Genomic DNA, 24,085 nt, shown 5'->3' on the forward strand with positions numbered 1-24,085 from the left:
ATATCCCTGTGGGAGCCGGGCTTGCCCGCGATAGCGGTGGGTCAGTTAGCACAAAGGTGACTGGCACACCGCTATCGCAGGCAAGCCAGCTCCCACAGTTGATTGCATTTCAAATTCAGATCAAAAAAAACGCCAACCCTAGGGTTGGCGTTTTTATGCAGCGCTTAACGCATCACTGCGGCTTCTTGCGACCAAAACCAGGACGCTGACCCGAACCTGCCGGGGCGCCACGGCGCTTGCCCGACGGCTCATCAGCTACCAGTTTCGGGCCAGGGCGCTTGTTCGCCGCTGGCTTGGCTGGACGCTTGGTACTGGCATTGTCGGCCGGGCGATCGGCTTCACCACGGTTGCTGCGACCGCCGCTTGGCGCTTCGCCACGGGCCGGGCGCGGTGTGCGTGGTGCACGATCACCTTCCTGGCGGGACGGTGCGGTTGGGCGACGCTCACCTTCGATCTGCGGCTCGCGAGAAATACGACCGCCGGTTGCCGGTGCATTCAGCGCCGGGCGCAGGGTGCGAGCCACGCGCTCGGTACGCGCAACAGGGCGCGACGATTTACGCTGCATACGCTCAAGCTTGTCTTTGCTCTTGGCGTTCATCTGCGGCATGGCGACCGGCGTCAGGCCAACTTCGGCGCTGAGGATGTCGACTTCGTACTGGCTCATTTCGCGCCAGCGGCCCATCGGCAGGTCGGAGTTCAGGAACACCGGGCCAAAACGCACGCGTTTCAAGCGGCTGACCACCAGCCCTTGGGACTCCCACAGGCGACGCACTTCACGGTTACGCCCTTCCATCACCACGCAGTGGTACCAGTGGTTGAAACCTTCGCCGCCTGGCGCCTGCTTGATGTCGGTGAACTTGGCCGGGCCGTCTTCCAGCACCACGCCGGCCTTGAGGCGTTCGATCATCTCGTCATCGACTTCACCGCGTACACGCACGGCGTATTCACGATCCATCTCGTAGGACGGGTGCATCAGGCGGTTGGCCAGTTCGCCGTCAGTGGTGAACATCAGCAAGCCGGTGGTGTTGATGTCCAGACGACCGATGTTGATCCAGCGGCCTTCCTTGGGCTTGGGCATCTTGTCGAACACGGTCGGACGGCCTTCCGGGTCGTCACGGGTGCAGATTTCGCCATCGGGCTTGTTGTACATGATCACGCGGCGCACCGATTCGGCGGCCTCTTCACGCTTGATGACCTTGCCATCAATGGTGATTGCATCGTGCAGGTCGACGCGCTGGCCGAGGGTAGCCTCGACGCCGTTGACCTTGATGCGCTTCTGGGTAATCCAGGCTTCGACGTCGCGGCGCGAGCCCACGCCGATACGCGCCAGCACTTTTTGCAGCTTTTCGCCTGCTGGGCCGATTTCCTGGTCTTTCTGGTCTTGGTCATTCATCGTAAGCACCTCCCGGTGGGTCGATTCAGGCGTGGCCTGAGGGGTCTTGAAAGCGGGGCCTTGGCCGAATAGGTCGGCAAGGGGTCGCGAATCATACGCGCATGGCGCGTGTTGCGCATCACAGACTAGTCGATAACGTCCAAGTCATTTGCTTTTCCGCCGACCGGTGGCACCCAGCGCCAGCAATCGCAGCTCGGCTTCAGCCAGCACCGTGCGCTTGTCGACTTTGTCGAGCTTCTTCCAGGCACGGATTTCGCGCTTGCTGCGGCCACAGCCGATGCAGATGTCGTCGGCGAACTTGCAGATGCTGATGCACGGGTCTTTGGTGGAACTCATGTTTTCTCCCAGACAATCCAGACCAATGGAGACAATGGAGATCCAATGTGGGAGGGGGCTTGCTCCCGATAGCAGTGGATCAGTTGATGCATCTGCTGCCTGACACTCCGCTATCGGGAGCAAGCCCCCTCCCACAGTTTTTATTGCGTCAGTCTTCGAGTTGGCGGCGTTCGTTTTCGATGGCTTCGGCCAGCGCCCGGGCTTCGTCTTCTTCGTCGCTCAGCGGCGGCTGTTCCAGGGCGGCGACGGCGGCCAGCAGTTTTTCCCGGGCATCGGCGACGCCGAGGATGTCTTCTTCGACTTCGGGCTCGGGTTCAACGTTCACCTCGGTCTGCGGCTCGTCGGCAGCATCACGCAACAGGTCGTCAAAATCAGTCTTGATCCCTTGCTCCATATCATCGAGCTCCAACAACAGCGTATGGAAGCTGGTTTCGTCCTTGGGCTCCTCCGGCTCGGCGCTGGCATCGGCCAGTTCCTGCAGGCTTTGCGGCACCGGCGCATCGTCGAAGTCGAGCACCGGCTCGGCCTCCATTTCGCGCAGTTCAGCCAGGGGCGGCAGGTCGTCGAGGTTCTTCAGGTTGAAATGATCGAGGAACACCTTGGTGGTGGCGAACATCGCCGGTTTGCCGGGCACGTCGCGGTAACCCACGATGCGGATCCACTCGCGCTCCAGCAGGGTCTTGACGATATGGCTGTTGACCGCCACACCACGCACGTCCTCGATTTCGCCACGGGTAATCGGCTGGCGATAGGCGATCAGCGCCATGGTCTCCAGCATTGCCCGCGAATAACGCTGCGGCCGCTCTTCCCACAAGCGCCCCACCCACGGCGAAAACTTCTCACGGATCTGCAGGCGATAACCCGACGCCACTTCGCGCAACTCAAAGGCACGGCCGTCGCAGGACTTGCGCAGGATCTCCAGCGCCTTCTTGAATACCGGCGGCTCCGGGCGTTCAGCTTCTTCAAAGAGTTCGAACAGGCGCTCCAGGGATTGCGGTTTGCCCGAGGCCAGGAGAAAGGCCTCCAGCAAGGGTGCCAGTTCGCGGGGTTCAGTCAGATTCATCGATTCAGCTCGTTATTCGGCTCGCGCCCGCACGTGGATAGCCGCAAAAGGCTCATTCTGCACCAGCTCGACCAAGGATTCCTTGACCAGTTCGAGGATCGCCATAAAGGTCACCACCACACCTAGTCGGCCTTCTTCGGCGGTGAACAGCTCGACAAACGGCACAAACCCACCACCCTTGAGGCGCTCCAGCACATCACTCATGCGCTCGCGGGTAGACAGCGCTTCGCGGCTGACCTGGTGGCTTTCAAACATATCGCCACGGCGCAGCACCTCGGCCATGGACATCAGCAATTCTTCCAGGCTCACGTCCGGCAGCAATTTGCGCGCACGGGCCTCGGGTGCGTCGAGCTTGGGCACCACCACATCACGGCCCACGCGGCTCAGGCCGTCAATGCCTTCGGCGGCGGCCTTGAAGCGTTCGTACTCCTGCAAGCGGCGGATCAGTTCGGCGCGCGGGTCATCCTCTTCGGCTTCGACGGTCTCCGAACGCGGCAACAACATGCGCGACTTGATCTCGGCGAGCATGGCGGCCATCACCAGGTACTCGGCGGCCAGCTCCAGGCGCACCGACTGCATCAGCTCGACGTAGCCCATGTACTGACGGGTGATTTCTGCCACCGGGATGTCGAGGATATTGATGTTCTGCTTGCGAATCAGGTACAGCAGCAAGTCCAGCGGGCCTTCGAAGGCTTCCAGGAAGACCTCCAGGGCATCCGGTGGAATGTACAGGTCCAGGGGCATTTCCATGACCGCCTGGCCATAGACCATGGCGAACGGCAGTTCCTGCTGGGCGCCGGCCTGGGGATCAGCGGTTTCCACGGCCGCCATTCAGGCCTCGACCATAAATGGCGCCGGATCGCCACAGCCCACACGCACCACTTCAGGCTCGCCGTCAGCCAGGTTGATCACCGTCGAGGCTTTGTTGCCGCCGTAGCCGCCATCGATGATCAGGTCGACATGCTTTTCCAGCAGGCGCCGCATTTCGTAAGGGTCGTACAACGGTTCGGTTTCACCGGGCAGGATCAACGACACGCTCATCAGCGGCTCACCCAGCTCGGCCAACAGCGCCAGGGCTATCGGGTGTTCCGGCACGCGCAGGCCGATGGTGCGCTTCTTGGGGTGCAATAACAGGCGCGGCACTTCGCGGGTGGCATTGAGAATGAAGGTATAAGGCCCCGGCGTATGGGCCTTGAGCAGGCGGAACGTACCGGTGTCGACCTTGGCGAACAGGCCCAGTTGAGACAAGTCGCTGCAAATCAGTGCGAAGTTGTGCTTGTCGTCCAGCTGGCGCAGGCGCCTTACACGCTCGACCGCGCCTTTGTCGCCGATCTGGCAACCGATGGCGTAGGACGAATCAGTTGGATAGATCACCACGCCGCCGGCTCGGATGATCTCCACGGCCTGTTTAATCAGGCGCGCCTGAGGGTTTTCCGGATGAATCTGGAAGAATTGACTCACGTGCTCTACCTGTTCAGACGGTGGCAATAATGGGGTCATGCTTGAATCGCCCCCACAACAGCGGCAGATCTTCCGGGACCTGGCGATACTCGCCAATCTCGGACCAGCCGCCTGGGCCATGAAAATCACTGCCGGCACTGACCAGCAGACCAAATTCGCGAGCAAGGATCGCCAGGCTGCCGACCTGTTCCGCCGGTTGATGCCCGTTGACCACCTCGATCGCGTGGCCACCCGCACCAATATAGTCGCTGATCAGCTTGCGGCGCTTGCTGCGGGTGAAATCGTAATGCCAGGGATGCGCCAGGCTGACCCAGGCCCCGGAAGCCCGCAAGGTCTGGACGGTGTCTTCCAGGGTCGGCCAATGCAGCTTCACATCGCCCAACTTGCCGGCCCCCAGCCATTTGCGAAAGGCTTCGGCGCGATCCTTGACATAGCCTTCGCGCACCATCCAGTCGGCAAAGTGCGGACGGGCCGGTGCGTTGCCGCTGTCACCCAGTTCCTGCTGGATGGCACGGGCGCCGTCGAGGGCGCCGGGCATACCTTTAAGGCTGAGCTTGCGGCTTATTTCTTCGGACCGCAGCCAGCGGCCATCGTGCAATTGGGCAATGGCCGCCACCAACGGCGGGGCATTCTGATCGAAACCGTAGCCAAGTACATGAATGGTGGCGCCGCCCCAGGTGCAGGACAATTCCACCCCGTTGACCAGTTGCATGCCCAAAGAACGCGCGGCTTCGCGGGCTTCATCGAGACCCTCGAGGGTGTCGTGGTCGGTCAACGCCAGCACTTGCACGCCTTTTTCAAACGCACGCGCAACCAGTACCGCGGGCGCCAGGGCGCCGTCGGAGGCCGTGCTGTGGCAGTGCAAATCAACATTCACGTGGGTATGTAACCTCAAGTCAGCTGGCGCTATCGCAACCAAGGATGTTTGTTATTATGCCGCCACATCCAGCTTCTGGCTCTTACTGTGAAACAATTCATCGACTTCATCCCGCTGTTGCTGTTTTTCATCGTTACCAAACTCGACCCCAGGGTCATCGAAATCGCCGGTCACGAGCTGTCGTTCGGGGGTATCTACAGTGCCACTGCCGTACTGATCATCAGCTCCATCGTGGTCTACGGCGCCATCTTCATCTCCCAGCGCAAGCTGGAAAAAAGCCAATGGCTGACCCTTATCGCCTGCCTGGTCTTTGGCGGACTGACCCTGGCCTTCCACAGCGAAACCTTCCTTAAATGGAAAGCCCCGGTGGTCAACTGGCTGTTTGCCCTGGTCTTTATCGGCAGCCACTTCATCGGTGACCGCCTGCTGATCAAGCGGATCATGGGCCACGCGCTGACCTTGCCGGAACCGGTGTGGGTGCGCCTGAACGTGGCCTGGATCGTGTTTTTCCTGTTCTGCGGTGCCGCCAACCTGTTCGTGGCCTTTACCTTCCAGGACTACTGGGTCGACTTCAAGGTGTTCGGCAGCCTGGGCATGACCGTATTGTTCCTGATCGGCCAGGGGATCTACCTGTCGCGTCACCTGCATGACACCGCGCCTACCACGCCGAAAACCGAGGACTGACATGCTCTACGCCATCATTGCCACCGATATTGCCAACTCGCTGGAAAAACGCCTGAGCGTACGTCCTGCCCACGTCGAGCGCCTTAAACAGCTGCAAGCCGAAGGCCGTATCGTACTGGCCGGCCCGCACCCGGCGGTCGACAGCAATGACCCGGGCGACGCCGGTTTCACCGGCAGCCTGATTGTCGCCGAGTTCGCCTCCCTGGCCGACGCCCAGGCCTGGGCCAAGGCCGACCCCTATGTCGCAGCAGGCGTCTACGCTGATGTGGTGATCAAGCCGTTCAAGCAAGTCCTGCCTTGAACCCGGCTGCGTCGAACCTAATCGTTTCGGCGCACTCCTAATGGCTCACGGCGGCACCGGTGGGGTCGTCGCCGTCGACAATGGCTAAATCGAGTGAGTCATGAGCGAGCTGTTACTGATAGATGATGACCAGGAGCTCTGTGAGCTGCTGAACAGTTGGTTGAGCCAGGAAGGCTTCCAGGTGCGCGCCTGCCACGATGGCCTGAGCGCCCGCAAAGCCTTGGCCGAAGCCGCCCCGGCGGCGGTGGTGCTCGACGTGATGCTGCCCGACGGCAGCGGCCTGGAGCTGCTCAAGCAACTGCGCAACGACCACCCGGAACTGCCGGTGCTGATGCTCTCGGCGCGGGGCGAACCCCTGGACCGCATCCTCGGCCTGGAGCTGGGCGCCGACGACTACCTGGCCAAGCCTTGCGATCCGCGCGAACTGACCGCCCGCCTGCGTGCCGTATTGCGCCGCAGCCACCCGACCGCGGTCTCGACCCAGCTTGAGCTGGGCGACCTGTGCTTCAGCCCGGTGCGCGGCGTGGTGAGCATCGATGACCAGGAGTTCACCCTGACCGTCTCCGAAAGCCGCCTGCTCGAAGCCTTGCTGCGCCAGCCCGGCGAGCCCCTCGATAAACAGGAACTGGCGCAGATCGCCCTGGGCCGCAAGTTGACCCTTTACGATCGCAGCCTGGACATGCACGTCAGCAACCTGCGCAAAAAGATCGGCCCGCACCCGGATGGCCGGCCGCGGATCGTGGCGCTGCGCAGTCGCGGCTACTACTACAGCCTCTAGAGGCAGCCTTACCAAATCTTTACCCTCCGCTGACGGCGGCTGACCTTGCGCTGCGTAACCTACTCACATCCGGACTCACCGGAATAGAGACAGGAGAATCACCATGCGCAAGACCCTTATCGCTTTGATGCTCGCCGCTGCACTGCCTACCGTTGCCATGGCCATGCCTGAAGGCCCAGGCCCGATGGGCGGCCACGAAGGCCACATGATGGGCGGCCCGGGCCACGGTGAACACGGCCCGCGTGGTAAAGGCGGCCCGTTCAGCCAGCTGGACTTGAGCAAGGAACAGCGTGAGCAGATCCGCAAGCTGATGGGTGACCAATGGCACGCTCGCAAAGACCTGACCCAAAAGTACCTGGACAAACTCCCGGCCGCTGACCAGAAAGCCATGCAGGACGAGATCGCCGCCGGCAAGCAGAAAACCCAGGCCAATATCCGCGCCGTGCTCAAGCCTGACCAGCAGAAGCAATACGACGAGATCGTCAAAAAGCAAGCCGAGCGCCGCGCCGAGTGGAAGCAATTCCAGGAATGGAAAGCCCAGCAAGCGCAAAAAGCGCAATAATGCAAACGTAATGCCTACGGCCCAGTGGTTCACACCACTGGGCTTTTCCTGTTTGAGGGTTTCCTGTGCGTTCATTGTTCTGGCGTATCCTGGCGAGTTTCTGGCTGGCCATCGCCCTGGTTGGCGGGTTGTCGATTCTGCTTGGGCATATGCTCAACCAGGACGCCTGGATTCTCAGCCGCCACCCAGGCCTGAACAACCTGGCGCAAGAGTGGACGCAACTCTACGAAGCCCAGGGTGAGGACGCCGCCCAGGACTTGCTGCAACAGCGCAAACGCCAGTACCACATCGATGTGCAAGTGCTTAACGAGAGCGGTGAGCCGGTGGTGCGCGGTACCTTCCCGCGTCGCGCCGCCGCCTTTGAAGCCCGGCAGAATGACAGCCAGGACGGCCACCTGCCCTGGCGGCGCCTGACCGCCGAGTACACCAGCGACAAAACCGGCGACACCTACCTGCTGATCTACCGCATTCCCCACCCGGAGTTGGAAGCCTGGCACCGCAGTAGCCTGCTGTGGCCGCTCAGTGCCCTGGCAATCACCCTGGTGGTGTTGACCCTGTTCAGCCTGCTGGTGACCTTGTCCATCACCCGCCCACTCAGCCGCCTGCGCGGCGCGGTGCATGACCTGGGGCAAACCACCTATCAACAAAACAGCTTGGCGCAACTGGCCAACAGGCGCGACGAATTCGGTGTGTTGGCCAATGACTTCAACCGCATGGGCGCGCGCCTGCAAAGCCTGATCGGTAGCCAGCGCCAGTTGCTGCGCGACGTGTCCCACGAACTGCGCTCGCCCCTGGCACGCTTGCGTATCGCCCTGGCCCTGGCCGAGCGCGCCAGCCCCGAAGAGCGGGAAAAACTCTGGCCGCGCCTGACCCGCGAATGCGACCGCCTGGAAGCCTTGATCAGCGAAATCCTGGTCCTGGCGCGGGTCGACGCCGACAACGCCAGCGCCGAAGACATTGACCTCAACCCATTGCTCAAGACCCTGCAAAAGGACGCCCAGCTCGGCGCGCCCGAGCAAGTGGTGCACCTCAGCACCGACGTCGACCTGCGGCTCAAGGGCTGGCCGACCATGATCGAGCGCGCCGTGGATAACCTTCTGCGCAATGCCCAACGCTTCAACCCGGCCGGCCAACCGATTCAATTGCAGGCCCAGCATCAAAACGGGCGCATTCTGATCAGCGTACGCGACCACGGCCCCGGCGTTGAAACCGAACACCTGGGCCAACTGGGCGAGCCGTTTTACCGTGCGCCGGGCCAGACTGCGCAAGGTCATGGCCTGGGCCTGGCCATCGCCCGCCGTGCTGCCGAGCGCCATGGCGGCACCCTGATCCTGGCCAATCATCCCGACGGCGGTTTTGTCGCCAGCATCGAACTGCCCTTGGTCCCAGGGGCTGCCACACCGGTGTGATGTTCTTCTATAGTGGCCCTTCTCTTACGGAGGGCCTTAGATGACTGACCTGCTGACTCCCATCCAAGCTGCACTCGATTTACCGCACATTGCGCTGCCCGAGACCTCGGCAGGCGCGCTGCCCTCGTCCTTCGCCGTGACCGACCTGGCCGTCGCCAGCATCGGCGCCGCTGGCCAGGCTGTTGCCCAGTTGATCCAGCAACAGACCGGGCGGCTGCCCAGCGTCAGCGTGGATCGGCGTCTCGCCTCGCTGTGGTTTTCTTCGTCGATTCGCCCAGTGGGTTGGCAAGTACCGCCGCTGTGGGACCCAGTGGCCGGTGACTACGCCAGCGCCGAGGGCTGGATTCGTCTGCACACCAACGCACCCCATCACCGTGCAGCGGCCGAACGGGTGCTTGGGCCTGTGGCCGACCGCGCCGAGATGGCGACCAAAGTCGCTACATGGAACGCTGCAGAACTGGAACAGGCCATTGTCGACGCCGGCGGTTGTGCGGCGCAGATGCGTACGTGGCAAGCCTGGCAGCAGCATCCGCAAGGCTTGGCGGTGAATGCCGAAGAGTTGATACAGCGTCAGGTCTTCGACACTGGTATCGACAAACCCTGGCTTGGCTCACCTGCGCGCCCGCTGGCCGGTATCAAGGTGCTGGACTTGACCCGCGTATTGGCCGGCCCCGTGGCCAGTCGTTTCCTCGCCGGATTGGGTGCAGATGTACTGCGCATTGATTCGCCAACCTGGAACGAACCGGGCGTGGTACCGGAGATGACCCTGGGCAAGCGCTGTGCCCGCCTCGACCTGAAAAGCCCTGAAGGCCGGCAGGTATTCGAAGCCTTGCTCAAGCACGCTGACGTACTGTTCCATGGTTACCGCGCCGATGCACTGGAACAGCTGGGTTACACCCTCGGCGAGCGCCAACATATCGCCCCCGGCCTGATTGACGTCAGCCTCAATGCCTATGGCTGGAGTGGCCCGTGGCGTAACCGTCGCGGTTTTGACAGCCTGGTGCAGATGAGCAGCGGGATCGCCGAGGCGGGCATGGCCTGGAAGCAGGCGGATAAGCCCGTGCCGCTGCCGGTGCAGGCGCTGGATCACGCTACCGGTTACCTGATGGCCGCCAGTGCGATCCAGACCTTGAGCGAGCGGTTTGTGTCAGGTCGGGGCGGTTCGGCGCGGTTGTCACTGGCGCGCACGGCCAAGTTGCTGGTGGACGCAGGACAGGTGCCGCAGCAGGCAGCGTTGCGCGGCGAAGACATCAATGATCAAGGCTTGGTGGTAGAGCAGACCACCTGGGGCCAGGCCCATCGGTTACTGGCGCCGCTGAGCATCAGTGGCACGCCGTTGCAGTGGGATTTGCCGGCAGGGGAATTGGGCGCGCACCGGCCTCAGTGGTGAACTGAAGACCGCCATCGGGGGCAAGCCCCCTCCCACTTTTGAATGTATTCACACATCAAATGTGGGAGGGGCTTGCCCCCGATGAGCATGGGTATCTACACAACTTCGTAGCAGTCACCAGTAACCACGATGCGAAGCGAGCCGCTCTTGATCTGTTTTTGATCTTGGGCGCCCCGTTAAACCACGCTGGCCGGAATTCGACAGGGATTTGGGGGGTAAACCGGCGGGGATGCCGGTTTAGCCGCCCCGCGCCATGGATGGCGCGTGGCGGCGGCCCCCCAAATCCCTGTCGGATTACGGGCACACCGAGCCTGAGCGAGGTGCCGAGTGGTGGGGCGAGGACCTTTTGCTTACTTTTGGGTCCTTCCAAAAGTGAGCCGCTGTAAGAGCGGAACCCTAAGTGGCCGTTACCTAAATAACGGATATGTACTCGGTTTGATCCGGCATCCTGGTCGGCCCTAAGGCCGCCATCGGGAGCAAGTCGAATCGTCGCACCGCCCCTCCCACAGCTACAGCGCCATACCAGAAGTTGTGTAGATACCCATGTCCCGATGAGGCCAGTACAGCCCCCATCAATCCCCGCGATTCAACGACGTCCACAAATGCTGCGCCGCATACGCCCTCAACGGCCGCCACGCCTCTGCCCGCGCCAGCAACTGCCGTGCCGACACCGGCCCGCCTTCCAGCGCCGCCAGCGCATTGATCAAGCCGATGTCCCCCGATGCAAAGGCATCCGCCTCGCGCAACTGGCGCATGGCGATGTACTGCGCGGTCCAATCGCCAATCCCCGGCAATGCCACCAAGCGTGCAACACCGTCCTTGAGACTGGCCTTGGGCTCGAAAATCCGAGGGTCATCCAACAACGCCTGGGCCACACCGGACAAGGTGCGGCCTCGCGCCTTGGGCATGCCCAGGGCCGCCAGGTCCGCCGCCGCCAGCACCTCGGGTGCCGGGAACAGGTGAGTGATACCGGCGTGGGGGGTTTGCAGCGGCTGGCCATACTGAGCCACCAGCTTGCCCGCCAACCGGATCGCCGCCACCACCGTGATCTGCTGGCCCAGCACCGCGCGAATGGCCAACTCCAGGCCGTCCCAGGTACCCGGCAACCGCAGCCCTGGTCGAGCCGCAACCAGTTGCGCCATCAACGGGTCCCTGGCTAATTGCAGATTGATCACGGCGGGCACGGCGTCCAGATCAAACATCCTGCGCAGGCGCCGCTCGATCTCCGGCAGCGCGACCGGCTCGGGAAAGTCGACCGTCACCTCCAGCCAATCCCCCGCCCCCGGCGCGACGCTGATCCAGCCATGTCGCCCGCCCACACTGATGCTGCGTCGATACACTCCGGCCACCACGGTTTCCAACCCGGTGATTGCCCGGGCCGATAAGAACTCCACCATCGCCGCCCAGTCGTAAGGCGGTTGATAGGCCAACCTCACAGCGACAATACCCCGCTATACAGCCCGTACGCAGCCAACCCGGCGCCCGCGATCACACAACCGAAAATGCCTTTTTCAAGCGAGGTAAACAACGGGCGGCCCTGCTCCCGCTTGGCCAGGGCAAACAGGATCACACCCGGTGCATACAGCAGCGCCGACAGCAGCAAATATTTCAAACCGCCCGCATACAACAGCCACACCGCATAACCGAGGGCAATCAAGCCTACCAGCAGATCTTTCATGCGTCGGCGCTGAGCGCCTTGATAGGTTTCGCCGCGCGCGCTCAACAGCACCGCATAGGCCGCCGACCACAGGTACGGCACCAGAATCATCGAAGACGCCAGGTAGATCAGGGTGGTATAGGTACTGGCCGAAAACAGCGTGATCACCAGAAATGCCTGGATCATCACATTGGTCAGCCACAACGCGTTAACCGGCACCTGATTGGCATTTTCCTTTTTCAGGAACGCCGGCATGGTCTTGTCATGGGCAGTGGCATAGAGGATTTCCGCGCAGAGCAACGCCCACGAAAGCAATGCCCCGAGCAGCGAAACGGCCAGGCCGATGCTGATCAATACTGCGCCCCAGGGCCCGACAATGTGTTCCAGCACGCCCGCCAGGGACGGGTTCTGCAACTGCGCCAGTTCCGGCTGGCCCATGATGCCCAACGACAGCACATTCACCAGCACCAGAAGCGCCAGCACGCCCAGGAAACCAATCACCGTCGCGCGCCCCACATCCGAGCGTTTCTCGGCCCGCGCCGAGTACACACTGGCGCCTTCGATACCGATAAACACAAACACCGTGACCAGCATCATGTGGCGCACCTGCTCGACCACGCTGCCCATCTGCGGATTGCCCAGGCCCCAGATATCACGGGTGAAGATGTCGGCCTTGAACGCCACGGCGGCAATCACGATAAACATCAGCAGCGGCACGATCTTCGCCACGGTGGTGATCTGGTTGATGAACGCCGCTTCCTTGATCCCGCGCATCACCAGAAAATGCACCGCCCACAGCAACAGCGATGCACAACCGATGGCCAGTGGTGTATTGCCCTGACCGAACGCCGGGAAAAAGTAACCCAGGGTGCTGAACAGCAACACGAAATAGCCGACGTTGCCCATCCACGCACTGATCCAGTAGCCCCAGGCCGAGGAGAACCCCATGTAATCGCCGAAGCCGGCCTTGGCGTAGGCGTACACCCCGGAATCCAGTTCCGGTTTGCGGTTGGCCAGGGTCTGGAACACAAACGCCAGGGTCAACATGCCAACCGCGGTAATGGCCCAACCGATCAGCACTGCGCCCACTTCGGCGCGGGCTGCCATGTTTTGCGGGAGCGAGAAGATCCCGCCGCCGATCATCGAACCTACTACCAGGGCGATCAGGGCACTGAGCCGAAGTTTCTGGGCTGGTTGGGACATGCAGGTTCCTCGCAATAAATGTTTGAGCCGACCACCGCGCACTCAACTAATTCAATTTAATGACGCTAGCGTTTCATAACATAAGGGTATGTAAACGCCGGAAGTTTAGGCTTATTTAGAATTTAAATACGGCAATTATGAAGCGCTCGTCAGGCAACATACAAAAAGTTTGCACATTCGCAAATACGAACTAGCGTCAACACCCATGCCCCGGACCAAATGATTAACCACATTGTAGGAGACCGCTCTAGCGAGCGCCTTTGCACAGGCCGTGTCGCCCCGCAACTGCCACCCTAAGTCGTTAATTCACAATGGAATGTGCCAATGAACTGATCTGAGTCAGCTGTTTTATTAGCGCACGGAATTATTCTGTGATCTCTCTTCTCCTGCATTGGAGTCACGCAATGTCTGATTCTCCCGGAAAACTTAGGCTTGGTGCGCTGGTTGCACTTGTCGTGGGCTCAATGATTGGCGGCGGGATCTTTTCACTCCCGCAAAACATGGCCGCCAGTGCCGACGTAGGCGCCGTGTTGATTGGTTGGGTGATCACCGCCATCGGCATGTTGACCCTCGCATTCGTGTTCCAGACCCTTGCCAACCGCAAGCCCGATCTCGACGGCGGGGTGTACGCCTACGCCAAGGCCGGTTTTGGCGATTACATGGGGTTCTCATCGGCCTGGGGTTACTGGATCAGTGCCTGGCTGGGCAACGTCGGGTACTTCGTACTCTTGTTCAGCACCCTGGGTTACTTCTTCCCGATCTTTGGCGAAGGCAACACGCCAGCGGCGGTGATAGGTGCCTCGGTACTGCTGTGGGCGGTGCACTTTCTGGTGCTGCGCGGCATCAAGGAAGCAGCGTTCATCAACCTGGTGACCACCGTTGCCAAGGTGGTGCCGCTGCTGCTGTTCGTGCTCATCGCCCTATTCGCGTTCAAGCTGGACATCTTCACCGCAGACATCTGGGGGGTAAAAAACCCTGACCTGGGCAGCGTGATGAACCAGGTGCGCAACATGATGCTGGTCACTGTGTGGGTGTTCATCGGCATCGAAGGCGCGAGCATCTTTTCCTCGCGTGCCGAGAAACGCAGCGACGTGGGCAAGGCCACCGTGATCGGTTTTATCACCGTGCTGCTGTTCCTGATGCTGGTGAACGTGCTGTCTTTGGGGATCATGACCCAACCGGAACTGGCCAAGTTGCAGAACCCGTCGATGGCTGCCGTGCTTGAGCATGTGGTGGGCCACTGGGGTGCGGTGCTGATCAGCGTCGGCTTGATCATCTCGCTGCTGGGCGCGTTGCTGTCGTGGGTGCTGCTGTGTGCGGAGATCATGTTTGCCGCCGCCAAGGACCACACCATGCCGGAGTTCTTGCGCAAGGAAAACGCCAACCATGTGCCGGTCAATGCCCTGTGGCTGACCAACGCGATGGTTCAGATATTCCTGGTGATCACCCTGTTTTCCGCGAGCACCTACCTGTCGCTGATCTACCTCGCCACCTCGATGATCCTGGTGCCTTACCTGTGGTCAGCGGCCTACGCCCTGCTGCTGGCGGTGCGCGGCGAGACCTACGAAAACGCGCTCAAGGAGCGCAAGAAAGACCTGTTCATCGGCGCCGTCGCCCTGATCTACGCGATCTGGCTGCTCTATGCCGGCGGCACCAAGTACCTGCTGCTCTCCGCCCTGCTCTACGCCCCCGGCGCGATCCTGTTCGCCAAGGCCAAGCGTGAACTGGGCAAACCGATTTTCACCAACGTCGAGAAGCTGATTTTCGCCGCAGTGGTCATTGGCGCCCTGGTGGCGGCCTATGGGCTCTACGACGGCTTCCTGACTCTGTAATTGTATGTTCACTGGAGGATCTGTAATGACCACGGAAAAAGTTAAGTACGGCGTACATTCCGAAGCCGGCAAACTGCGCAAAGTCATGGTGTGCTCCCCAGGTTTGGCCCACCAGCGGCTGACCCCCAACAACTGCGACGAGCTGCTGTTCGATGACGTGCTGTGGGTGGCCCAGGCCAAACGCGACCACTTCGACTTCGTGACCAAGATGCGCGAGCGGGATATTGATGTGCTGGAAATGCACAACCTGCTCACCGATATCGTCGCCATCCCCGAAGCGCTGGACTGGATCCTGCAACGCAAGATCACCGCCAACACCGTGGGCCTGGGCCTGGTCGACGAAGTCGGCTCGTGGCTGCGTAGCCTGGAGCCGCGCAAGATCAGCGAGTATTTGATCGGTGGCGTATCGGCCGATGACCTGCCGAGCAGCTTTGGTGGCAAGACCATCGAGATGTTCCGCGACTTCCTCGGCCACGCCAGCTTCATCCTGCCGCCGCTGCCCAACACCCAGTTCACCCGCGACACCACCTGCTGGATCTACGGCGGTGTAACGCTCAACCCGATGTACTGGCCGGCGCGACGCCAGGAAACCCTGCTGGCCTCCGCCATCTACAAGTTCCACCCGGAATTCACCAACGCGGACTTCCAGATCTGGTACGGCGACCCCGACCAGGAGCACGGCGCTGCCACACTGGAAGGCGGCGACGTGATGCCGATTGGCAATGGCGTGGTGTTAATCGGCATGGGCGAGCGCTCGTCCCACCAAGCCATCGGCCAACTGGCGCGCAACCTGTTCAAGAACAAAGCGGTGGAGCGCGTCATCGTGGCCGGCCTGCCCAAATCCCGCGCAGCGATGCACCTGGACACCGTGTTCAGCTTCTGCGACCGCGACCTGGTCACCGTCTTCCCGGAAGTGGTCAACCAGATCGTGCCGTTCACCCTGCGCCCTGACGAAAGCAAGCCTCACGGTATCGACATTCAACGGGAGAAAACCAACTTCCTCGAAACCGTCGCCGCAGCGCTCAACCTCAAGGCCCTGCGCGTGGTCGAGACCGGCGGCAACAGCTTCGCCGCCGAACGCGAGCAGTGGGATGACGGCAACAACGTAGTGGCCGTGGAACCCGGCGTGGTGATCGGTTACGACCGCAACACCTACACCAACACCTTGCTGCGCAAGGCCGGTGTGGAAGTCATCACCATCAGCGCCGGTGAGCTCGGCCGTGGCCGTGGCGGCGGCCACTGCATGACCTGCCCGATCATCCGCGACCCTATCGACTATTAAGGAGATTCCATCATGGCTTTCAATATGCGCAACCGCAGCCTGCTGTCGCTGATGCACCACACTACTCGCGAACTGAACTACCTGCTGGACCTGTCCCGCGACCTCAAACGCGCCAAATACACCGGCACCGAGCGTCCGCACCTGCAAGGCAAGAACATCGCGTTGATCTTCGAAAAAACCTCGACCCGCACCCGCTGCGCCTTCGAAGTCGCGGCCCATGACCAGGGCGCCCACGTCACCTATATCGACCCGGTGTCGTCGCAGATCGGCCACAAAGAAAGCATGAAAGACACCGCCCGCGTCCTGGGCCGGATGTTCGATGCCATCGAGTACCGTGGCTTTGAACAGGAAATCGTCGAAGAGCTGGCCAAGTTCGCCGGTGTGCCGGTGTTCAACGGCCTCACCGCCGAATTCCACCCGACCCAAATGATCGCCGACACCCTGACCATGCGCGAACACAGCGACAAGCCGCTGCATGACATCAGCTACGCCTACCTGGGGGACGCCCGCTACAACATGGGCAACTCGCTGCTGATGATCGGCGCCAAGCTCGGCATGGACGTGCGCATCGGCGCGCCGAAAGCGCTGTGGCCCCATGAAGATTTCATCAAACAGTGCCAGGCCTTTGCCGAGGAAAGCGGCGCGCGCATCACCATCACCGAAGACCCGAAAGAAGCAGTGAAGGGCGTGGACTTCATCCACACCGATATCTGGGTGTCCATGGGCGAGCCGGTGGAAGCGTGGGACGAGCGTATCGAGCAACTGCTGCCGTACCAGGTCAACGCGAAGATGATGAAAGCCTCGGGCAACCCCCGGGTGAAATTCATGCACTGCTTGCCGGCGTTCCATAACAGCGAAACCAAGGTCGGCAAGGACATCGCTGCGCGCTATCCGCATCTGGCCAATGGTGTGGAAGTGACCGAGGAAGTCTTCGAGTCGCCGGCCAATATCGCGTTTGAGCAGGCGGAAAACCGCATGCATACCATCAAGGCGATCCTGGTGTCGGCGTTGGCGGATATCTAACTCTCACTGTCGGAACAGGGTTCAAAAATGTGGGAGGGGGCTTGCTCCCGATAGCGGTGGCTCAGCTATAGATAGATTGACTGTCCTGCCGCCATCGGGAGCAAGCCCCCTCCCACATTGGGCTCTGCTCACACCCTAAAAGGATTGCATTATGCGCATCGTCGTAGCCCTGGGCGGCAACGCCCTCCTGCGCCGTGGTGAACCCATGACCGCGGACAACCAACGCGCCAATATCCGCATCGCTACCGAACAGATCGCCAAGATCCACGCCGGCAACGAACTGGTGATCGCCCACGGCAATGGCCCGCAAGTCGGCCTGCTGTCGTTGCAGGCGGCGGCCTACACCAGCGTCTCACCCTACCCGCTGGACGTACTGGGCGCTGAAACCGAAGGCATGATCGGCTACATCATCGAACAGGAACTGGGCAACCTGCTGGACTTTGAAGTGCCGTTCGCCACCCTGCTCACCCAGGTGGAAGTGGACGCCAAGGACCCGGCCTTCCAGAACCCCACCAAGCCTATCGGCCCGGTGTATGCCAAAGCCGAGGCGGAACAACTCGCCGCCGAAAAAGGCTGGGCCATCGCACCCGATGGCGACAAATACCGCCGTGTGGTTGCCAGCCCGCGCCCTAAACGCATCTTTGAAATCCGCCCGATCAAGTGGCTGCTGGAGAAAAAAGCCATCGTGATCTGCGCCGGCGGCGGCGGCATCCCGACGATGTATGGCGAAGACGGCAAGCTGCGCGGCATTGAAGCGGTGATCGACAAAGACCTGTGCTCCTCCTTGCTGGCCGCGCAACTGGACGCCGACCTGCTGGTAATCGCCACCGACGTCAATGCCGCTTTTATCGACTTCGGCAAGCCAACCCAGAAGGCCATCGGCCAGGCCCACCCGGACGACATGGAAAAACTCGGCTTCGCCGCGGGCTCCATGGGCCCCAAGGTACAGGCAGCCTGCGAGTTCGCCCGCCAGACTGGCAAAACCGCGGTGATCGGTTCACTCTCGGACATCGAAGCCATCGTCCAGGGCAGCGCCGGCACCCGCATCAGCACGGCCACACCTGGCATCACCTATCTGTGAAGTAGAGGAGAAACGCCTATGGCTATCTTTGAACCCGGTCACTTGCACGTCGAACGTCACGCGCTCAACAAGGACGACTACAGCTACAACCTGTGCATCGACTATGAAGTCAGCCAGGACCCCAAGGAAGGCAAAGGCATGTTATTCAAACTGCACGGTTCGGTGCAGGGCAAGGACCTCAAGGAGGAGTTCTTCCTGCCCAAGGACCAGGCATTCGACTTTGCGCGGCATGCGATGAACATTGCGCAGAAATACGGCATGCCGAAAGTCGCGGTGTTGAACGGCTCGATGCACAAGCAGTACGACTTGATGTTTGAGGACGTGCGGCATCAGTTGGATGTGAAGCCAGGCGACCCGGTCAAACCCGAACACCTGGAGTAAGTTCAAAATGTGGGAGGGGGCTTGCTCCCGATAGCAGTGTGTCAGCCACAGGTTGATTGGCTGATCCAACTATATCGGGAGCAAGCCCCCTCCCACATTTTGATCTCCATCATTTGTCAGATTTCACCTGCGCCCCGCGCCAAGGCATACTTGCCGCCTCTGCTCTCCAGAATTGCTAGCACCCCATGCGTATCCACGTCAGCTTCATCGACCGCGTCGGCATCACCCAGGAAGTCCTGGCCTTGCTCGGTGGGCGCAATCTCAACCTGGATGCGGTGGAGATGGTGCCGCCCAACGTCTATATCGACGCACCCACCCTCAGCGCCGAGGTGCTTGAAGAACTGCGCGATGCGTTGTTCAGCGTGCACGGCGTGCAAGCGGTGAAGGTGGTCGACATCCTTCCGGGCCAACGCCGCCACCTGCAACTGGACGCCCTGCTGGCAGCCATGACCGACCCGGTGCTGGCCCTGGACAGCGCGGGCAAGATTTTGCTGGCCAACCCGGCATTAATCGCGCTGTACGGGCGCGAACCGGCCGGCGAAAGCATCGCCGAGCTGTTCAACGACCCTGCGCTGCTGGAGACCTTGCTGGAGCATGGCTTTCGCTTGCCGTTGCGCGAGATCAGCGTCAATGGCCAGACCCTGCTGCTGGACGCCACGCCGATCACCGACGCCGGAGCCCTGCTCACCCTCTACCAGCCCAACCGCATCGGCGAACAGCTATCGGCGCTGCACCACGACCATGCCGAAGGTTTTGATGCGCTGCTGGGCGAATCCCCGGCGATCCGCACCCTCAAGGCACGGGCACAACGGGTGGCGGCGCTGGATGCACCACTGCTGATCCAGGGCGAAACCGGCACCGGCAAGGAGCTGGTGGCCCGAGCCTGCCACGCGATCAGCACGCGCCACAGTGCACCATTTTTGGCGTTGAACTGCGCGGCGCTGCCGGAAAACCTCGCCGAAAGCGAGTTGTTCGGTTACGCCCCGGGCGCCTTTACCGGCGCCCAGCGCGGTGGCAAGCCAGGGCTGATGGAACTGGCGAACCAGGGCACGGTGTTTCTCGATGAGATCGGCGAGATGTCGCCGTACCTGCAAGCCAAGTTGCTGCGTTTTCTCAACGACGGCAGCTTTCGCCGGGTGGGCGGTGACCGTGAGGTGAAGGTCAATGTGCGCATCCTCAGCGCTACCCACCGCGATCTGGAAAAAATGGTCAGCGAAGGCACCTTCCGCGAAGACCTGTTCTACCGCCTCAACGTGCTTAACGTTGAAGTGCCGCCGCTGCGCGAACGCGGCCAGGACATCCTGCTGCTGGCCCGCTATTTCATGCAGCAAGCCTGCGCGCAGATCCAGCGCCCGGTCTGCCGCCTGGCCCCCGGCACTTACCCGGCGCTGCTGGGCAACCGCTGGCCGGGGAATGTGCGCCAGCTGCAAAACGTGATCTTCCGCGCCGCCGCCATCTGCGAGGGCAGCCTGGTAGACATCGGCGACCTGGACATCGCCGGTACGTCGGTGGCGCGCCAGAGCGATGGCGAAGTCGACAGCCTGGAACAGGCGGTGGAAGACTTCGAGCGCGATCTGCTGGAAAAGCTCTACGCCAGCTACCCCTCGACGCGCCAACTGGCCAGCCGGTTGCAGACTTCCCACACGGCGATTGCCCATCGCTTGCGCAAATACGGCATCCCCAACAAACCCTGACTCAAGTTGGAATACAAACAAATGTGGGAGGGGGCTTGCTCCCGATAGCGGTGTGTCAGCAATAAATCTTTGACTGATACACCGCTATCGGGAGCAAGCCCCCTCCCAGATTTTGAAATGTATTCCGAGTTTTGGTCTGAGAACGACATTCCGTGTACTGAAAGCGCTACAGCGTAACGATATCGCTACAACCCTGTTTTTTACGCGCCATGCAAGGCTTTGATCCACATAGGCTTTTTTTCAAGCACTCGACTGTAGCGAAATCGCTACAGCCAAATGCACTAACGTCATAACCGATTTTATTAACCTGTTGATTTATAACGAATTAATAACCTTGGCCGCAATATTGCTAAGCAACTCCCCATTATTCCAATCCCGTCCACCAGACGATTCTGGCCCTGAGGAGTTTCCATGAGCGAGTTGCGTTTCACTGAAGATCACGAATGGCTGCGCGCCGAAGCCGATGGCAGCGTCACCGTGGGTATCACCGCTTTTGCGCAGAACGCGCTGGGTGATGTGGTTTTCGTGCAACTGCCGGAGTTGCAGGCTTACGACAAGGGCGCCGAAGCCTCCACCGTGGAATCGGTCAAAGCCGCCAGCGGCGTCTACATGCCGCTGGACGGTGAAGTGCTGGAAGTTAACGACAAACTCGATGGCAGCCCGGAACTGGTCAACGAAGACCCGATGGGCGAAGGCTGGTTCTTCCGCTTTAAACCCGCCGACGCCGAGGCAGTGGCTAAGCTGTTGGATCAGGATGCGTACGACCGCCTGATCAAAGCCAACGCTGAAGCTTGAGGAGCGCGCCATGACCGTTAATCTGACCACCGCCAACGAATTCATCGCCCGCCACATCGGCCCGCGTCAGGAAGATGAGCAGCAAATGCTCGCCAGCCTGGGCTTTGATTCCCTCGAAGCCCTCAGCGCCAGCGTGATCCCGGAAAGCATCAAGGGCACCAGCGTGCTCGGCCTGGAAGACGGCTTGAGCGAAGCCGAGGCCCTGGCGAAGATCAAGGCCATTGCCGGGCAGAACCAACTGTTCAAAACCTACATCGGCCAGGGCTACTACAACTGCCATACACCGTCGCCGATCCTGCGCAACCTGCTGGAAAACCCGGCCTGGTACACCGCTTACACGCCATATCAACCCGAGATATCCCAGGGCCGCCTGGAAGCGCTGCTCAATTTCCAGACCCTGATCAGCGACCTTACCGGCCTGCCGATCGCCAACGCCTCCCTGCTCGACGAAGCCACCGCCGCCGCCGAAGCCATGACCTTCTGCAAGCGCCTGAGCAAGAACAAAGGCAGCAACGCGTTCTTCGCCTCGGTGCACAGCCACCCGCAAACCCTCGACGTATTGCGCACCCGTGCCGAACCCTTGGGCATCGAGGTGGTGGTCGGCGATGAGCGCGAGTTGACCGATGTCAGCGCGTTCTTTGGCGCCCTGCTGCAATACCCGGCCAGCAACGGCGATGTATTCGACTACCGCGAACTGACCGAGCGCTTCCACGCCGCCAACGCACTGGTAGCCGTGGCCGCCGACCTGCTGGCCCTGACCCTGCTGACCCCGCCGGGTGAATTCGGCGCCGACGTCGCCATTGGCAGCGCACAACGCTTCGGCGTGCCGCTGGGCTTCGGTGGCCCGCACGCGGCGTACTTCTCCACCAAGGATGCATTCAAGCGTGATATGCCAGGGCGCCTGGTCGGTGTTTCCGTCGACCGCTTCGGCAAGCCGGCCCTGCGCCTGGCGATGCAGACCCGCGAGCAACATATCCGCCGCGAGAAAGCCACCAGCAACATCTGCACCGCCCAAGTGCTGCTCGCCAACATCGCCAGCATGTACGCCGTGTACCACGGCCCCAAGGGCCTGACCCAGATCGCCCAGCGCATTCACCAACTGACCGCGATCCTGGCCAAGGGCTTGACGGCCCTGGGCTTGAAAGTCGAGCAGCAACACTTCTTCGACACCCTGACAATCAACACCGGCACCCACACCGCCGCCCTGCATGACAAGGCCCGCGCCCAGCGCATCAACCTGCGCGTCGTGGACGCCGAGCGTGTTGGCCTGTCGGTCGACGAAACCACCACCCAGGCTGATATCCAGGCCTTGTGGGCCATCTTCGCCGACGGCAAAACCCTGCCGGCCTTTGCTGCAACCCAAAGCACCCTGCCGAGCGCCCTGCTGCGCCAGTCGCCGATCCTCAGCCACCCGGTGTTCAACCGTTATCACTCGGAAACCGAGCTGATGCGCTACCTGCGCAAGCTGGCCGACAAGGACCTGGCCCTGGACCGCACCATGATCCCGCTGGGCTCGTGCACCATGAAACTCAACGCCGCCAGCGAAATGATCCCGGTGACCTGGGCCGAGTTCGGTGCCCTGCACCCTTTCGCCCCCGCCGCGCAAAGCGCCGGCTACCTGCAACTGACCACCGAACTGGAAGCCATGCTCTGCGCGGCCACCGGCTACGATGCGATCTCCTTGCAGCCCAACGCTGGTTCCCAGGGTGAATACGCAGGCCTCCTGGCCATCCGCGCCTATCACCAGAGCCGTGGCGAAGAACGTCGCGACATCTGCCTGATCCCGTCGTCGGCCCACGGCACCAACCCCGCCACCGCCAACATGGCCGGTATGCGCGTAGTGGTGACCGCTTGCGATGCGCGCGGCAACGTGGACATCGAAGACCTGCGCGCCAAGGCCATCGAACACCGTGAGCACCTCGCCGCGCTGATGATCACCTACCCGTCCACTCACGGTGTGTTCGAGGAAGGCATCCGCGAAATCTGCGGGATCATCCACGACAACGGCGGCCAGGTGTACATCGACGGCGCCAACATGAACGCCATGGTCGGCCTCTGCGCACCGGGCAAGTTCGGCGGCGACGTGTCCCACCTGAACCTGCACAAGACCTTCTGCATCCCCCATGGCGGTGGCGGCCCGGGTGTTGGCCCGATTGGCGTCAAGTCGCACCTCACGCCGTTCCTGCCCGGCCACGCGGCCATGGAACGCAAGGAAGGCGCGGTATGCGCCGCACCGTTCGGCAGCGCGAGCATTTTGCCGATCACCTGGATGTACATCAGCATGATGGGCGGCGCCGGCCTCAAGCGCGCGTCGCAGTTGGCGATCCTGAATGCCAACTACATTTCCCGTCGCCTCGAAGAGCATTACCCCGTGCTCTATACCGGGAGCAACGGCCTGGTGGCCCACGAATGCATCCTCGACCTGCGTCCGTTGAAAGACAGCAGCGGCATCAGTGTGGACGACGTGGCCAAGCGCCTGATCGATTTTGGTTTCCATGCGCCGACCATGTCGTTCCCGGTGGCCGGCACCTTGATGATCGAGCCGACCGAAAGTGAATCCAAGGAAGAACTGGACCGCTTCTGCGATGCCATGATCGCCATCCGCGAAGAGATCCGTGCAGTGGAAAACGGCACGTTGGACAAGGACGACAACCCGCTGAAAAACGCACCACACACCGCGGCTGAATTGGTGAGCGAGTGGACGCATCCATACACCCGCGAACAAGCGGTGTACCCGGTGCCGTCATTGATCGAAGGCAAATACTGGCCACCGGTTGGCCGGGTCGACAACGTGTTTGGCGATCGCAACCTGGTGTGTGCGTGCCCGTCGATCGAGAGCTATGCATAACTGAAGAGGTACTCAGTCTAAATGTGGGAGGGGGC

General features: G+C 61.4%; 22 protein-coding genes. 14 read left to right on the top strand and 8 right to left on the bottom strand.

What is annotated here, in order from left to right; translation table 11 throughout:
- Positions 1 to 172: 172 nt before the first annotated feature.
- The 6 genes from rluB to LJX92_RS20735 form a co-directional block, all read right to left on the bottom strand.
- On the bottom strand, positions 173 to 1,393 hold the full coding sequence (gene rluB, locus LJX92_RS20710; RefSeq protein ID WP_005790814.1) for a 23S rRNA pseudouridine(2605) synthase RluB: 1,221 nt from the start codon (positions 1,391 to 1,393) through the stop codon (positions 173 to 175).
- A 144-nt stretch (positions 1,394 to 1,537) separates the two neighbouring features.
- Positions 1,538 to 1,729, bottom strand: a complete 192-nt coding sequence (locus tag LJX92_RS20715) for a DUF1289 domain-containing protein (protein ID WP_148852605.1) — start codon at positions 1,727 to 1,729, stop codon at positions 1,538 to 1,540.
- A 148-nt stretch (positions 1,730 to 1,877) separates the two neighbouring features.
- The gene (scpB, locus tag LJX92_RS20720; RefSeq protein ID WP_032879731.1) at positions 1,878 to 2,792 is read right to left on the bottom strand and encodes an SMC-Scp complex subunit ScpB; all 915 of its coding nucleotides are present in this window, start codon (positions 2,790 to 2,792) and stop codon (positions 1,878 to 1,880) included.
- 12 nt (positions 2,793 to 2,804) lie between these two features.
- Positions 2,805 to 3,503, bottom strand: coding sequence for a segregation and condensation protein A (locus LJX92_RS20725; RefSeq protein ID WP_164365898.1), 699 nt, complete (start codon positions 3,501 to 3,503; stop codon positions 2,805 to 2,807).
- Between the two features lie 120 nt (positions 3,504 to 3,623).
- A complete protein-coding gene (locus LJX92_RS20730; RefSeq protein WP_003193796.1) occupies positions 3,624 to 4,253 on the bottom strand; it encodes an L-threonylcarbamoyladenylate synthase in 630 nt (209 codons plus the stop codon).
- A gap of 13 nt (positions 4,254 to 4,266) precedes the next feature.
- Positions 4,267 to 5,130, bottom strand: coding sequence for a PHP domain-containing protein (locus LJX92_RS20735; protein ID WP_078822167.1), 864 nt, complete (start codon positions 5,128 to 5,130; stop codon positions 4,267 to 4,269).
- Between the two features lie 87 nt (positions 5,131 to 5,217).
- On the opposite strand from LJX92_RS20735, the gene LJX92_RS20740 reads away from it, so the two are divergent.
- From LJX92_RS20740 to LJX92_RS20765, 6 genes are all read left to right on the top strand, one after another.
- Positions 5,218 to 5,814 (top strand): septation protein A, encoded by a 597-nt coding sequence (locus tag LJX92_RS20740; RefSeq protein ID WP_005790819.1) that lies wholly within the window; start codon positions 5,218 to 5,220, stop codon positions 5,812 to 5,814.
- Position 5,815: 1 nt separating this feature from the next.
- Entirely contained in the window at positions 5,816 to 6,115 is a 300-nt protein-coding gene (locus LJX92_RS20745) for a YciI family protein (protein WP_005790820.1), read from the top strand.
- Positions 6,116 to 6,215: 100 nt separating this feature from the next.
- Positions 6,216 to 6,893 carry a response regulator transcription factor gene (locus tag LJX92_RS20750; protein WP_078822169.1) on the top strand — a complete coding sequence of 226 codons (678 nt, stop codon included), beginning with the start codon at positions 6,216 to 6,218 and terminating at the stop codon, positions 6,891 to 6,893.
- A 103-nt stretch (positions 6,894 to 6,996) separates the two neighbouring features.
- Positions 6,997 to 7,455: a hypothetical protein gene (locus LJX92_RS20755; RefSeq protein ID WP_005790823.1), complete on the top strand. Its 459-nt coding sequence runs from the start codon at positions 6,997 to 6,999 to the stop codon at positions 7,453 to 7,455.
- A gap of 65 nt (positions 7,456 to 7,520) precedes the next feature.
- Positions 7,521 to 8,864, top strand: a complete 1,344-nt coding sequence (locus tag LJX92_RS20760; RefSeq protein ID WP_032879728.1) for a sensor histidine kinase — start codon at positions 7,521 to 7,523, stop codon at positions 8,862 to 8,864.
- A 40-nt stretch (positions 8,865 to 8,904) separates the two neighbouring features.
- Positions 8,905 to 10,254 carry a CoA transferase gene (locus tag LJX92_RS20765; protein ID WP_228308891.1) on the top strand — a complete coding sequence of 450 codons (1,350 nt, stop codon included), beginning with the start codon at positions 8,905 to 8,907 and terminating at the stop codon, positions 10,252 to 10,254.
- A 572-nt stretch (positions 10,255 to 10,826) separates the two neighbouring features.
- Here LJX92_RS20765 and LJX92_RS20770 read toward each other — a convergent pair.
- Both LJX92_RS20770 and arcD (LJX92_RS20775) read right to left on the bottom strand, forming a co-directional pair.
- On the bottom strand, positions 10,827 to 11,690 hold the full coding sequence (locus tag LJX92_RS20770) for a DNA-3-methyladenine glycosylase family protein (RefSeq protein WP_223017850.1): 864 nt from the start codon (positions 11,688 to 11,690) through the stop codon (positions 10,827 to 10,829).
- A complete protein-coding gene (gene arcD / locus LJX92_RS20775) occupies positions 11,687 to 13,114 on the bottom strand; it encodes an arginine-ornithine antiporter (RefSeq protein WP_228308892.1) in 1,428 nt (475 codons plus the stop codon). The genes LJX92_RS20770 and arcD (LJX92_RS20775) overlap by 4 nt, the downstream gene beginning before the upstream one ends.
- 404 nt (positions 13,115 to 13,518) lie before the next feature.
- Here arcD (LJX92_RS20775) and arcD (LJX92_RS20780) point away from each other — a divergent pair, with 404 nt between their 5' ends.
- The 8 genes from arcD (LJX92_RS20780) to gcvP all read left to right on the top strand — a co-directional run bounded on the left by arcD (LJX92_RS20780) (position 13,519) and on the right by gcvP (position 24,050).
- Positions 13,519 to 14,946: an arginine-ornithine antiporter gene (gene arcD, locus LJX92_RS20780; protein ID WP_032879725.1), complete on the top strand. Its 1,428-nt coding sequence runs from the start codon at positions 13,519 to 13,521 to the stop codon at positions 14,944 to 14,946.
- 25 nt (positions 14,947 to 14,971) lie between these two features.
- Entirely contained in the window at positions 14,972 to 16,228 is a 1,257-nt protein-coding gene (arcA, locus tag LJX92_RS20785) for an arginine deiminase (protein ID WP_216092020.1), read from the top strand.
- Positions 16,229 to 16,240: 12 nt separating this feature from the next.
- Positions 16,241 to 17,251 (top strand): ornithine carbamoyltransferase, encoded by a 1,011-nt coding sequence (locus tag LJX92_RS20790; RefSeq protein WP_005790837.1) that lies wholly within the window; start codon positions 16,241 to 16,243, stop codon positions 17,249 to 17,251.
- A gap of 151 nt (positions 17,252 to 17,402) precedes the next feature.
- On the top strand, positions 17,403 to 18,332 hold the full coding sequence (arcC, locus tag LJX92_RS20795; RefSeq protein ID WP_005790840.1) for a carbamate kinase: 930 nt from the start codon (positions 17,403 to 17,405) through the stop codon (positions 18,330 to 18,332).
- Positions 18,333 to 18,350: 18 nt separating this feature from the next.
- A complete protein-coding gene (locus LJX92_RS20800; protein ID WP_005790842.1) occupies positions 18,351 to 18,713 on the top strand; it encodes a DUF5064 family protein in 363 nt (120 codons plus the stop codon).
- A 185-nt stretch (positions 18,714 to 18,898) separates the two neighbouring features.
- Positions 18,899 to 20,407, top strand: coding sequence for a sigma-54-dependent transcriptional regulator (locus tag LJX92_RS20805; protein WP_005790844.1), 1,509 nt, complete (start codon positions 18,899 to 18,901; stop codon positions 20,405 to 20,407).
- Positions 20,408 to 20,818: 411 nt separating this feature from the next.
- Positions 20,819 to 21,202 carry a glycine cleavage system protein GcvH gene (gene gcvH, locus LJX92_RS20810; RefSeq protein WP_032879722.1) on the top strand — a complete coding sequence of 128 codons (384 nt, stop codon included), beginning with the start codon at positions 20,819 to 20,821 and terminating at the stop codon, positions 21,200 to 21,202.
- A gap of 10 nt (positions 21,203 to 21,212) precedes the next feature.
- Complete coding sequence (gene gcvP / locus LJX92_RS20815; RefSeq protein ID WP_032879721.1) at positions 21,213 to 24,050, top strand: aminomethyl-transferring glycine dehydrogenase; 2,838 nt, start codon at positions 21,213 to 21,215, stop codon at positions 24,048 to 24,050.
- The last annotated feature ends 35 nt before the right edge of the window (positions 24,051 to 24,085 follow it).

The organism is Pseudomonas sp. HN8-3 (genome assembly GCF_020790195.1).
In the GTDB taxonomy this organism is placed as follows: domain Bacteria; phylum Pseudomonadota; class Gammaproteobacteria; order Pseudomonadales; family Pseudomonadaceae; genus Aquipseudomonas; species Aquipseudomonas synxantha_A.

Coding starts and splice junctions, on each gene's coding strand:
- gcvP (WP_032879721.1), top strand. CDS start 21,213: ATGACCGTTAATCTGACCACCGCCAACGAATTCATCGCCCGCCACATC.
- arcD (WP_032879725.1), top strand. CDS start 13,519: ATGTCTGATTCTCCCGGAAAACTTAGGCTTGGTGCGCTGGTTGCACTT.
- scpB (WP_032879731.1), bottom strand. CDS start 2,792: ATGAATCTGACTGAACCCCGCGAACTGGCACCCTTGCTGGAGGCCTTT.
- arcC (WP_005790840.1), top strand. CDS start 17,403: ATGCGCATCGTCGTAGCCCTGGGCGGCAACGCCCTCCTGCGCCGTGGT.
- arcA (WP_216092020.1), top strand. CDS start 14,972: ATGACCACGGAAAAAGTTAAGTACGGCGTACATTCCGAAGCCGGCAAA.
- arcD (WP_228308892.1), bottom strand. CDS start 13,114: ATGTCCCAACCAGCCCAGAAACTTCGGCTCAGTGCCCTGATCGCCCTG.
- LJX92_RS20745 (WP_005790820.1), top strand. CDS start 5,816: ATGCTCTACGCCATCATTGCCACCGATATTGCCAACTCGCTGGAAAAA.
- LJX92_RS20790 (WP_005790837.1), top strand. CDS start 16,241: ATGGCTTTCAATATGCGCAACCGCAGCCTGCTGTCGCTGATGCACCAC.
- LJX92_RS20750 (WP_078822169.1), top strand. CDS start 6,216: ATGAGCGAGCTGTTACTGATAGATGATGACCAGGAGCTCTGTGAGCTG.
- rluB (WP_005790814.1), bottom strand. CDS start 1,393: ATGAATGACCAAGACCAGAAAGACCAGGAAATCGGCCCAGCAGGCGAA.
- LJX92_RS20755 (WP_005790823.1), top strand. CDS start 6,997: ATGCGCAAGACCCTTATCGCTTTGATGCTCGCCGCTGCACTGCCTACC.
- LJX92_RS20800 (WP_005790842.1), top strand. CDS start 18,351: ATGGCTATCTTTGAACCCGGTCACTTGCACGTCGAACGTCACGCGCTC.
- LJX92_RS20805 (WP_005790844.1), top strand. CDS start 18,899: ATGCGTATCCACGTCAGCTTCATCGACCGCGTCGGCATCACCCAGGAA.
- LJX92_RS20715 (WP_148852605.1), bottom strand. CDS start 1,729: ATGAGTTCCACCAAAGACCCGTGCATCAGCATCTGCAAGTTCGCCGAC.
- LJX92_RS20765 (WP_228308891.1), top strand. CDS start 8,905: ATGACTGACCTGCTGACTCCCATCCAAGCTGCACTCGATTTACCGCAC.
- gcvH (WP_032879722.1), top strand. CDS start 20,819: ATGAGCGAGTTGCGTTTCACTGAAGATCACGAATGGCTGCGCGCCGAA.